The following is a 12,288-nucleotide window of genomic DNA, read 5'->3' on the forward strand; positions in this document are numbered from 1 at the left end:
GCTTATCCCCCTGCCATCGCTTGCATAATTTGCTGCTGGTTCACTTCGCCGCTGCCAAGCTCCTTGACTTTGGAACGGTCTCGCAGTACAGCCACGCGGTCGCTGACGCGGATGACTTCTTCCAGCTCCGAAGAAATAAAGAGAACCGACATTCCCTGCTTCGCAAGCGAGAGAACCAGCTTCTGAATCTCCGCCTTGGCTCCGATATCGATCCCTCTCGTTGGTTCATCCAGAATCAAAAGGTCGGGTTCCGTCAGCAGCCAGCGGGCAAGCAGTACCTTCTGCTGATTGCCGCCGCTCAGGTTCTTAATCAGATGTTCGGGGTTCGGAGGATTAATGTTAAGCATCCGGATATACCGGTCTGCGATTTCATCCTGCTTCTTGCGGGAGATCGGCCGGAGCCAGCCTCTTGCAGCCTGCAGCGCAAGGATAATATTTTCACGGACAGTCAGGTCGTCTATAATACCCTCGGTCTTCCGGTTCTCCGAGCAATAAGCAATGCCAAGATCAATAGCGCTTCTTGGCGATTTCACCGGACTGCCGGATTCCCCGGCAAGCAGCTTCCCTTGATCAGGCCGGTCTACGCCAAAGAGCAGTCTTGCCATCTCCGTCCGGCCGGAGCCCAGCAGGCCTGCTAATCCAATTACCTCTCCCTTACGGATCTCAAGATCGAACGGGTTAATCGCTCCTTTTCGGCCAAGCGAGGTTGCGGTAATCATCGTGTTCCCCACTGTATCCCCGGCCTCTTCAGACAGCTTCGGCAGCTCTTCCAGCAGCGTAAGATCCTTGCCAATCATCTTCAGAACAAGCTCAATGCGCGACAGCCCGGCTGCCATATACTCCCCTTCCAGCTCTCCGCCCCGGAGAACGGTAATCCGGTCGGACATTTCATAGACCTGATCGAGGAAATGGGTAACGAACAGAATAGCCAGTCCGTCATTTTTCAACTTGCGCATGATGCTGAACAGCTGCTGTACCTCATTTTGATCCAGACTGGAGGTAGGTTCGTCGAGAATAAGCACTTTAGCGGAAATGCTTAGAGCCCTGGCAATCGCAATAAGCTGCTGGATAGCGACGGAATAAGCATGGAGCGGCAGCGTAACGTCAATGCTCAGATTCAATCGTTCCTTCAGAAGATACGAGGCTTCCTTGTTCATCTTGTTCCACAGAATTCTGCCGAATTTTCTTGGCTCTCTGCCTATATAAATGTTTTCGGCCACTGTCAGGTTCGGACATAAATTCACTTCCTGATAGACGGTGCTGATCCCGGCTCTCTGAGCCTCTAATGGACCGCCGATCGAGACCGCCTGATTCTCGATCGTAACCGTACCTTCATCGATCGAGTAGACGCCGGTTAACACCTTAATGAGGGTCGATTTGCCTGCGCCGTTCTCTCCCATCAGCGCGTGAACCTCGCCGGGGAACAGCCGAAAATCCACATTGGACAGGGCCTTTACGCCGGGGAACCGCTTGGTAATTCCGGTCATTTGAAGAATAGGTGCTTGCATGCTGCTCTCTCCTTTCCAAGATAAAAAGCCGCCCAGCGGCAATCTGGTGCTCCAGGCGGCTTTTCATTCTTTTTATTAGTACTGGCGGCTCGGCAAAGCTTCCTTCGCCTGCTCGGATGTAAAGGTTGTTTCGTTCGTTACGATACGCGCATCAATCCCTTTGCCGTCTACGACCGCTTGAGCGGCTTCCATCAATTGAGGTCCAAGCAGAGGATTGCATTCCACGATAAAGTTGATCTTGCCGTCTGCCGCGGCTTGCATCCCGTCCTTAACAGCGTCTACCGAAATGATAATAATGTCTTTGCCCGGCACAAGACCTGCGGCTTCAATCGCTTGAATAGCCCCTAATGCCATGTCGTCGTTATGCGCGTACAGAACGTCGATATCTTTATGCGCCTTCAGGAAAGCCTGCATAACTTCCTTTCCTTTGGCACGAGTGAAGTCGCCGGTCTGGGAAGCGATAATTTTGAGCTTGGGATTCGAAGCAATCGTATCCTGGAAGCCCGCTTTACGGTCATTTGCCGGTGCGGAGCCCGTTGTTCCTTGCAGCTCGACGATATTGACATCTTTCTGCGTATCTTTGTATTGGTCTAGGAGCCATTGACCGGCTTTCTTGCCTTCTTCAATAAAGTCCGAACCGATAAAGGTCTTATACAGCGACGTATCAGCCGAATCAACCGCACGGTCCGTCAGAATGACCGGAATGCCTGCATCCTTCGCTTCCTTCAGCACCGTATCCCAGCCCGATTCCACTACCGGAGAGAAGGCGATAACATCAACCTTTTGCTGAATGAAGGAACGAATCGCTTTAATCTGGTTTTCCTGCTTCTGCTGGGCGTCCGAGAACTTCAGATCGAACCCGGCTTCTTTCGCCGATTCCTGTATCGACTTCGTATTGGCCGTACGCCATCCGCTCTCCGCCCCTACCTGCGAGAAGCCAAGCGTAATTTTCTTATCGCCCGCTCCCGAGCTGCTTGCCGTTTCTTGAGCCGCAGCCGTCTCGGCCGGCTTATTGGTTGCATTTGCCGTGTTCGAGTTGTTCCCGTTGTTGCCCCCGTTACCTCCGCAAGCGGTTACAATAGACACCATAACGGCAAGCGTTACCGCAAGTCCCCATCTTTTCTTTAGCTTCATCAGGTTAATCCTCCCTTTTCGTTCACCATGTTTGGCGTGATTCAAGTATAGAACCGTTCCGGTGAGCGAAAATACGGAGTCCGTTTGGAGAATCGTTGAATCCTTTTGGCATCTTCCGGGCAACCGGGAGCGTAAAGTGTAATTTTTTACGCAAAAGGTGCACTATACCGCGAATCTCTTAAAAGCATAAAATTTCATGCTATAATAAGAAAACAAATTTCATCCTCAATTGGAGAGCAGCCAATGAAGCTCATCAAATGGATTACGTCGAGCCTTAGGGCCAAATTGCTGAGCATGTTTATTATTCTTACCGCGGTTCCTTTACTGGTGGTTGGCCTCATCTCCTATCAGAAATCGTACAACACGGTCTCCGATCATAGTAAAGCCTCAACCCAGCTGGTCGCCGATCAATTAGCACGCAATATGGATATATTGTTCGGGGATACCGAGAGAATTCTCGAGATGGGGAAAGATCCGCAAGTGCTGCAATTTCTCTATTCGCAATCCGAGACGTATCAGGAAGCCAAATCCATTCTTCAGACGTTCAAGTTCTACCGCGAAACCTATAAGTACGACAAAGTGCTGAACATATCGATGGTCAATTTTTACGGAAAAGGCATCAGCGAACGGAAAGGCGTCTTCCAGCTTGACCGAAATCCTCTACGCAATCCGTATTTTCAATATTTGACGCAATATCCCGATGCGGTCCTTCGAATTCCGGAGTCATCCTCCTCCGATTCCAATCGGTTGGACGGTTTCACTTATCCGGGACAGAATGCTTTGTCCATTATTGCAGCGATCAAGCAACGGATTACCCATGAGGTAATCGGTTTTATCGTCATTGACCTCAATGAAGCGATGATTGACGATTTTCTCAAAAATACCGTTATCGGCAAAACCGGCTTCTTCTATATTAATGACCAATACGGAGCAACCGTGTTCCAGCCTCAGTCCCCTGCGGCCTCACCTGCTATTCTGGAACAGATCGATCAAGAACCGATGACCGCTACAAGCGACAGCTTTGTTCTCTCCACCAAAGCAAAGCCTCAGTTCATCGTGTACAGCACCTCCCAAATAACCGGTTGGAAAATTGTCGGCGTTGTTCCTTTTCAAGAAATTATCGCCGAAGCGAATGGCATCCGGCAGCTTATTATCGTAAGCGTTGCGCTCAGCGCGGTCTTTGCGTTAACGCTGTATTTCTTCTTGACGAACCGGCTGACCCACCCGATACAAATTCTGATGAACAAAATGCGCAAAGCCTCCAGCGGGTACCTCGATGCGAAGGTCACGCCAAGCGGAACCGATGAAATTGCCGACTTGGGCAACAGCTTCAACCGGATGATTGAAGAGATCAAAAGTCTGATGGAAAAAAACCGGCGGGAGCAGGAACAGAAGCAGCTGGCGGAGCTGCGAACCCTTCAAGCCCAGATTAACCCCCATTTTCTGTACAACACCTTGGACTCGATTATATGGATGGCGGAAGCGGAGAAAAAAGAAAGCGTTATCAAGCTTGTCAAGGCCTTGGCAAGGTTTTTCCGGTTAAGCTTGAACAAAGGCCGGGACTGGATCTCGGTTAAGACGGAGCTTGAGCATGCCCATACTTACCTGGTCATCCAGCAGATGAGATATCATGACATTTTGCAATACGAGATTAAGGTTGATCCCGAGCTGCAGGTCTACCCTATTCTGAAGATGAGTCTGCAGCCTTTGATAGAGAACGCCATTTATCACGGCATCAAAAACAAACGCGGCCAAGGGATGATCAGAATCAGCGGGCATGTGGAGGATCGCGATCTGGTTCTTACGGTCGAAGACAACGGGATTGGAATGACCCCCGAGAGGCTTGTCGAGCTGCAGGAGGAACTGGATCAGCCCGTCGATTCTATTGCCGTAAAGCAGGATGATCAGGAAGGCGGGTTTGGCCTGCAAAACGTGCATCAACGGATCCGCTTGTATTTCGGCCAGCGGTATGGGGTCGAGATCGAAAGCGTCTACCGGGAAGGCAGCAAAATTTCCGTTCGTATTCCAAAAAAATAAGGATGGTCATAACGATGAAAAAAGTGATGATCGTTGACGATGAAATATTGATTCGCGAAAATATCCGAAGCTGCGTCGACTGGACGAAGGAAGGCTTTATCTACTGCGGCGACGCCCCGGACGGAGAGATCGCCTTGCCGCTTATCGAGGAGCAGCAGCCCGACATTCTGATTACCGACATCAAGATGCCGTTTATGGACGGACTTGAATTAACGGCCATTGTCCGCAAACAGATGCCTCATATCAAAGTCATTATCATGAGCGGCCATGATGAATTCCGTTATGCCCAAAACGCGATTCGCCTTGGTGTCGAGGACTACTGCCTCAAGCCGGTCAGCGCGGCCGAGTTGATTGAGCTTCTCCGTAAAGTCAGCGTTAAGATTGATGAGGAGCAGAAGCGGCTCAAAGGACAGACGCTTACGAAAGAAAGGCTGCTGGCAGACCTGTGCGGCGGATTAATAGGCACTTCGGAAGCGATTGAAACGGCTAAAGAGCTGAATCTCCCCCTCACCTCACGCTTCTATGCCGCCGTCATTCTGGAGGTCAGACCGGCTGATTCTGCCGACCCGCAGCTATTGACCAGCGTCAGAAACGAGCTTGATCAACAGCTTGAACAATCGATCGAATGCTTATCCTTTTACCGCAGCAAGACAGAGCTTGTCTCTATTTTCAAGAGCAATTCCGCGGAAAGCCTAACCGGGTTTCTCCATACGTTCAACACCGATATCCGGTTACAGCTCGAGCAGCAGTTCGGCTGCGAAATTTACGCCGGAATGGGCAGTCAACACGAGCGGATACAGGGCATTCATATTTCCTACCTGGAAGCGGAAGAAGACAAATATATTAGCCGGCTTACCCGGCTTAACCAAGCTTCGCTCCTTGACATTCACGAGCCGATGGACATTGTCATCAACCGCAATCAGTTCCTTGAGTTTATGAAGATTGGCATTCCCGCAGAGCGGGATACTTTTGTAAGGGAGTTTGCGGCACCGTTAAAATCTCTTCCTTTTAGAAGCAGCTACAGCTTCTATCTGTTCAATGACCTCACCTTGGAGGCGCTGCGCTGCGCGAAGCAAACCTTCCGTACCGGTGCAGATCCGGGCTGCAGCGCACCCCGGCTTCAGCAGGAGATTAAAAAAATAGCAGCTTGGGAGGACTGCTGCTCTTATTTGAATAGTCTGCTGCAAGAGCTCTGGCAGTGGCGGTCGGAATCCTCCGACAAATACGGGGATGTGATCAAGCAAGTGAAGGATCACATTCAGGCTCAATACAATAATGAACAATTATCGCTCAAAATGATGGCTGCCCATGTGAGGATCAGCCCTAGCCATCTGAGCAAAGTATTCAGCCAGGAAACCGGTCAGACGCTTACCGAATATTTGACGCAGATCCGAATCGGCAAGGCGATGGAGCTTCTTAAGACGACCCGCAGCAAGTCCTTTGAGATTGCTTTTGAGGTGGGCTATAATGACCCTCATTATTTCTCCAATCTGTTTAAGAAAATGACGGGCATGACACCCAAGGAATACCGCAACCAAGGAGAAAAGGATGAGACGGCATGAGACGGCTGACGGGACTTTTTATCATGATCACCCTGCTGCTTGGCGGCTGTTCCAACATCGGTACAGGAAAACAGCCATTGTCTGCTGCTCAAGGCTCCCCTTCGCCAAACGGCAGCTTTACGAAGGATAAAACCTTTGGCATTATTTATCCGATGACCTATCCGACTTATGAGCTTATTACGCTTAACGCTAACGAAACCGCAGCGAAAAACAATGTGGCGTTAATCGTTAATGCGCCGGATGAGGCGAATACCGAGCAGCAAATTCGCATTATGGAATCCATGATCAAACAGGGAATTGACGGTATTGCCATATCCCCCGTCGATTCCGAGGCGCTTGCTCCCGTCATAAATAAAGCAGTGGCGGCCGGGATTCCCGTCGTTACCTTCGAATCGGATGCGCCAGACAGCAAACGCACCGCTTATATCGGAGCAGACAACTTTATGACCGGACGTCAAAACGCCATGACGGTCAGCCGTCTGCTTGGCCATAAAGGCATGATCATTGTGGAGAACGGCATGGAGGAAATGCTTGGAATGAAGCAGCGGCTGGAGGGCTTTCTTGACTATCTGGCTCAGGAATCGTCCATAGACGTGCTGGAGGTTCATTATAATAAAGGCAGCGAAGAGCAAGCGATGAGCGATATCGAGAATATGATTGATGCCCATCCCCATTTTGACGCCATGGTCGGTCTCGACTTTATCTCCGCTTCCGCGTCTACCTTAATCTGGAAGGCAAAAGGGTTAAACCGGCTGGCTATAGCAATGGGGATTACCTCCACAAACAATGATGCCTTGATTAACGGACAGCTTGCGGCCCTCATCTCGCAGAACGAGACGATTTGGGGACGGATGATTGTAGAGACCCTGCTCCGGGCAAGCAATGGAGAGAAGGTAGATTCCATGATGAATACGGGGATCGCTGAGCTTCGTGCAGACCAATTGAAGTAACGCTCATAGGAAGAATGGCGAGCCCCAATGGAGTTCGCCATTTATATTTATACGGTGTCGAGTCTGTACAAAGCGGCACCATGCGGCGCAATAACCGAAGATAACGAGGAGCTTTGCGTACCGATTACTTCGCCGGTCCACAAGTTCTTAATGCTTGCTTCTCCGTCCATACCCAAATCGCCGAAGGATACGGATACTTCCGTCTCTTCTTCACCGGTATTAAACAATGCAACATAACGTTCCCCATTGCTTCCTTCCGCCGACCATACCACTCTATCGCCAATCCGCGATACTTGTCTTGCGCCAAAGCTGGTTCGGTGCATATGCAGCACATCCCAGTTCGTCAAGAGAGACAACGTCCATTCGTCATTATCGCGCATTTCGCCGCCCATCATAAGCGGGGAACGGAAGATCGACCACAAGGTCATCATCGTCAACTGCTCGTCGCGCGTGAAGTTGGTCATACGGTCCGGATGCGAACAACGGACGCCGATGCGGCCAAGCGGAAGCATATCGCAGTCCGGCCAGTTGCCAGGCTTCGGAAGCCCTTCCCAGGTTTTGCAGCGGTCGAACATGTCGAGCAGCAGCGGCCAGCGGTCCCAGAAGTCATCCGTCATCCGCCACAGATTTGCGTTCTGTTCCAGGAAATCCGCATGCTTCACAGGTGCTGGACCAGGCGATAAGCTAAGCACGATCGGACGCCCTACATGATCAATGGCTTTGCGAATCAGTTCGATCTCGCCGAGATGCGCCCCGCCATGCAGCCAAGAGTCGGCGATATCATCCACTTTGATATAATCAACGCCCCACTCGGCGTACATTTCGAAGAGCGAGTTGTAATATTCCTGCGCGCCTTCCTTCTTTGCGTCCACGCCGTACATATCCGTATTCCAACCGCAGAAGGAGCAGGTATGCGCGATATCTCGGGCCGTTACCGAGGTGCCTTTGATTGGCGTATTATCATGAACGGCTTGACGCGGAATCCCGCGCATAATGTGAATGCCGAACTTGAGTCCAAGGCTATGCACATAATCGGCAAGCGGTTTGAAGCCTTGACCGCCTTCAGCGGACGGGAACCGGTTCACTGCCGGAATAAGCCGGGAATAATCATCCATTTCAAGCCGGACAAAAGGACGGTAAAGATCCGATACGGCTCCCGGTTCGTACCACTGAATATCGACAACGACATACTCCCAGCCGAAAGCTTTCATATGCTGCGCCATGTAATCGGCATTACCGCGGACTTCGTCTTCCCTTACGGTTGCGCCGTAACAATCCCAGCTGTTCCACCCGAGCGGCGGTGTTGGGGCAAATTCAAGATGCTGCATAATGACCCTCCTGTATTTCAAGAATGAATAGGAATGAATTGCTGCTATATTCCTATATTAATTCCAATCGGATCAGGTCATCTACAGTAATCTAGCTTCAATTATAGTAAAATATTGCGCTCTTCCGACTGTAGCTATTAGTCGAAATATACCCGATTATAGACAAGCTGGCCTTCTCCATTACGGAAATGACCCGGCGTCTCACCCGTAATTTTGCGGAACCATTTAATAAAATAACTGCCGCCGGAATAGCCCACCTGCTCCGCGATCCGTTCCACGCTCCAGTCGGATTCCTTCAGCAGCCGGATCGCCTCTTTAATCCGCACCTGATTCAAATAATCGTTAGGCGACATGCCAACCGTTCTGGTGAACAGGCGAAGCAGATGATACTTCGATAAGCTAAGCTGGTCGGCCAGTTGATCCAGACTGATCATATTTTCGTAGTGCGCATCAATATAAGCGACTGCCTCTTTCACCTTAAGCGGCCATTCCCTTGTATCCTCCTGTGGGGCAAGCGCGAACCGGCATAGCTCGGAGATGAACTGGTACACATAGGAAGAAGCCGTATAAGGCTCCTTGATCCGGCCGGCTTGAGCTTCTTCGTACATGCTCTGCAGCAGCCGTATCGGACGGCTTCCTGCCGGCAGGAAAGGAGTTTCACCCAGCTGCTTCTTCACTTCTTCCCAATTCGGGAGAATGAGAGAAGGACGAATTAATACGAATATAAAGGACCAATGCGATACTTCGGGCGGAAAATAATAGCGGTGATCCCCGGGGATCTCCGTCATAAAGGCTTGTCCCGCCTGAATACGGAAGGTCTCCGTCCCCTTCTCGTAAATCCCTTCTCCGTCAAACGTATATTGGAACAATAGCAGCGGTCCGTCATTCCGGGTCAAACCGTCCCAGCGGTAATGCTGGTCCCGAATGACATCTTGTCCGATTGCAAACAGGTTGCATAGGGCCAGATGCTCCGGCATTGTAAAACGGAATCCAAACGTTCCCGTGCTTGTTAATTGACCTGCGTTCATTCTTATTCCCCGCTTTATTCGGCTGGCCCGTCCAACTGGCGGGCTGCCGCGAGTGCCTGTGTCCGGGAGGATACGCCAAGCTTGGCGTAGATCCTGGACAGGTATACTTTTACCGTGCCTTCCTTTAAAGCCAGCTTGGCCGCGATTTGTTTGTTAGGAGCACCTTGTCCCAGCAACTGCAGGATAAAGGTTTCCTGCTCCGTTAAAGGCTCTACCAGTACCGGTTGTGGCTGGGAGGGATTCTCCTGCTGCGGGAAGCAATCCAGCAGCTTCTTCACATATGCTAGCGAAACGCACGACGGTTCATCTTCTTCAGCCTCTCGCTGCCGTTGCTCCGCATACATCTGCAGCAGCTTCTTCATTTGAATCCCCTCGTCAACAAAGCTGCGAATATAACCGTTCTGCTCGCCAATGGCAAGAGCTTCTTGAAGAAGCTGCAAAGCCGCGCCGCGATTGCCGCGCTGATATTCCGCGAGCGACTGCACAACGCTGATCTCTGTCCGAATAAGGAAGCAAGGATCCTGTTCTATTGAAGACTTGATAAATTCCAATTGCTTCAAAGCCTCGGTTGTTTTCCCTTGCGCGGTCAGTATTCTGGCATACACGGTATACTCGGTCCAACGGTTAGACGCCGGTTGAATGCGGTCTGACATGCGCAGTCTGGATATCTCCGCTTTGGCTTCCGAAAGATTGTCTTCCTTCACATAGAGATGGGCACGGCTTGCGCGCAGCGGATACAGCCAGTGATACTCGCCTTTTTGGTCCGCCATTTGGATGGCTTCGTCAATCGCTACATGCGCTTTCCGATACTGTCCGTCAGCGGCGTAAAGGCGTGACAGCGTAATCCGGTTAGGAATAAACAAGCCTGCCGTCTGTCTGGCCCTGTCGGACAGCTCGATTTTGCGAATGAGCTGCAGGCTGTCGCTTTGCCTGTTCCATTCGTAGTAGCCTTCGCTTAAGGCTTGAACGACATACAAATTAATGAGCGATTGCCCCCACCCGTGCTGCTCCAGTACGGATACGAACCGCTGTCCGATCCGTTCGGTATCGGCCGACAAAATGCCCTTCAAGCCAAAAGCCGTCCGTCTGACGAGCGGCTCAATCATATTGTAATTAAAGTTATAGAAGATGGGATCCTCCGGCAGCACCCCTTGAAGCCGGTAGCCGACAAACGAATCCCACAGCTCGTAACGCCCCGTATAGAAGAGCAGATTCGATTGAAGGAATAGCATGCCTCCCTGCAACGGTTCAAGCTCACCCGCGGAATCGGGCTGTTCGTACATTCTTTCCAGCTTCTCAACGGTCTCCGCGGAAAAATGCATCTGCCCCATCAACAGATGAGCAAAGGCCTGATACATTAATAAACTCGCCGGGATCGGGATATGTTCGGAGACTGCCTGAATGCGTTCAAGCAGCGAAGCAAGCTCGCCTTGCTTCAACGCATCGGGAATATATTGTTCCAACCTCTCTGCAGCATCCTTGTAGCTTTCTCCCGCTATCGCATGGTCGATCGCCTTATCCAGCATCCCTCTGGCAGCAAACGCCTGACTAGCCGCATAATGATAGTGCAACCATTGCTCAAGGCTTCGGGAGCGGAGACGGTTCTTCAAAAATTCGGCAAAGAGCGAATGGTACCGGAACCAGCCGTTATGATTATCCAGCGGAATAACAAACAAATTGAGAATACGAAGCTGCTCCAGCATTTCGCGACTGTCCGAACGGTTAAACGCCTGATTGCACACCTCCGCGTCCATGCGCTCGAATACGCTGGTTTGAAGGAGAAACTCCGTAATGTCCGAAGGCAGCTTGTCGAGCACCTCCTGGAACAAATAAGAGGAGACCTTTTCGTTGCTTCCGTCAAAGCCAGCGATAATCCGTTCAATATCCTGTTGAGCCTGAAGCGAGATGGAAGCCAGCTGAAGCCCCGCAACCCATCCTTCCGTTTTCTCGAACAGCTTGCGGGTATGCCTTTGCTCCAAATAAATCCCTGCCGATCTGCAAAACTCTTGCGTCTCCTCTTGGGTAAAATGAAGCTGCTGCATGCCGATATCCGTTCGTTCTCCTCTTGCAAGCCATTTGGCCGCGTCAAAGGAGATTTCTCCCCGGCTTGCAATAATAATCCGGTGATGGGATGGCAAGTATTCTATAAAGTAAGACAAGCTGTAATGAATTTCAGCCTGTTCAATATGATGATAATCATCCAGCACGAGGGCTATTGGATCTTGAGCGGCAGCCAGTTCGTTCAGAAGCGTATCGATGACCGCATTTACCGTTGTGCCCGATACGAATGCTCCAACAGACGAAAGCGAATCCGCTAAAGAGGATGGGCCCGTTTCCATATAAGCATTTAATACATAACGCCAAAATCTCGCTACATCATTATCTCTTTCATCCAGAGAAACCCACGAGATTTGAATTCGGGCGGATTGAGCCCATTGTGCTATTAACGTAGACTTTCCGGAGCCCGCCGGAGCACACACCGTCACCATTCGGCCCTGCATCCCTTGCTCCAGCGAATCAAGCAGCCGCTCCCGGATAATAAGATTTTTCTTAACAACAGGAAGCCGTATTTTTGTTTTTAATAGAATAGGTTCAGAGAATAACATACGATCTCCTTCTAAGTCCGACATATCATCTTTATTATACTGAAATTTCGACATTTTTTGCTCAAAAATAGTTTGAGAGGCTAGGCTGATTAAACAGAAAAAAACCATTGCCTTGGCTGGCAATGGTTTCTTCGC

General features: G+C 50.6%; 8 protein-coding genes. 3 read left to right on the forward strand and 5 right to left on the reverse strand.

Features of this window, described 5'->3' with window-relative positions:
• Positions 1-2: 2 nt before the first annotated feature.
• Together WFJ73_RS07400 and WFJ73_RS07405 are read right to left on the reverse strand one after the other, a co-directional pair.
• Positions 3-1,508, reverse strand: coding sequence for a sugar ABC transporter ATP-binding protein (locus WFJ73_RS07400; protein ID WP_336772429.1), 1,506 nt, complete (start codon positions 1,506-1,508; stop codon positions 3-5).
• 75 nt (positions 1,509-1,583) lie between these two features.
• The gene (locus tag WFJ73_RS07405) at positions 1,584-2,642 is read right to left on the reverse strand and encodes an ABC transporter substrate-binding protein (protein WP_336772430.1); all 1,059 of its coding nucleotides are present in this window, start codon (positions 2,640-2,642) and stop codon (positions 1,584-1,586) included.
• Positions 2,643-2,885: 243 nt separating this feature from the next.
• Between WFJ73_RS07405 and WFJ73_RS07410 the strand changes: the two genes are divergently transcribed.
• Genes WFJ73_RS07410 through WFJ73_RS07420 form a run of 3 tightly spaced genes read left to right on the forward strand, consistent with a single transcriptional unit; the run spans position 2,886 to position 7,191 of the window.
• The gene (locus WFJ73_RS07410) at positions 2,886-4,679 is read left to right on the forward strand and encodes a sensor histidine kinase (RefSeq protein ID WP_336772431.1); all 1,794 of its coding nucleotides are present in this window, start codon (positions 2,886-2,888) and stop codon (positions 4,677-4,679) included.
• A gap of 14 nt (positions 4,680-4,693) precedes the next feature.
• Entirely contained in the window at positions 4,694-6,241 is a 1,548-nt protein-coding gene (locus tag WFJ73_RS07415) for a response regulator transcription factor (RefSeq protein ID WP_336772432.1), read from the forward strand.
• On the forward strand, positions 6,238-7,191 hold the full coding sequence (locus tag WFJ73_RS07420; RefSeq protein ID WP_336772433.1) for a sugar ABC transporter substrate-binding protein: 954 nt from the start codon (positions 6,238-6,240) through the stop codon (positions 7,189-7,191). Before WFJ73_RS07415 ends, WFJ73_RS07420 begins: the two co-directional genes overlap by 4 nt.
• Positions 7,192-7,238: 47 nt before the next feature.
• On the opposite strand, the gene WFJ73_RS07425 is transcribed toward WFJ73_RS07420, so the two are convergent.
• The 3 genes from WFJ73_RS07425 to WFJ73_RS07435 all read right to left on the reverse strand — a co-directional run bounded on the left by WFJ73_RS07425 (position 7,239) and on the right by WFJ73_RS07435 (position 12,153).
• Positions 7,239-8,519: a glycoside hydrolase family 27 protein gene (locus tag WFJ73_RS07425; RefSeq protein WP_336772434.1), complete on the reverse strand. Its 1,281-nt coding sequence runs from the start codon at positions 8,517-8,519 to the stop codon at positions 7,239-7,241.
• Between the two features lie 137 nt (positions 8,520-8,656).
• Complete coding sequence (locus tag WFJ73_RS07430; protein ID WP_336772435.1) at positions 8,657-9,547, reverse strand: helix-turn-helix transcriptional regulator; 891 nt, start codon at positions 9,545-9,547, stop codon at positions 8,657-8,659.
• 14 nt (positions 9,548-9,561) lie between these two features.
• A complete protein-coding gene (locus WFJ73_RS07435; RefSeq protein ID WP_336772436.1) occupies positions 9,562-12,153 on the reverse strand; it encodes a LuxR C-terminal-related transcriptional regulator in 2,592 nt (863 codons plus the stop codon).
• Positions 12,154-12,288 lie beyond the last annotated feature (135 nt).

This window comes from Paenibacillus sp. MMO-58, assembly GCF_037146255.1.
GTDB lineage: Bacteria > Bacillota > Bacilli > Paenibacillales > Paenibacillaceae > Pristimantibacillus.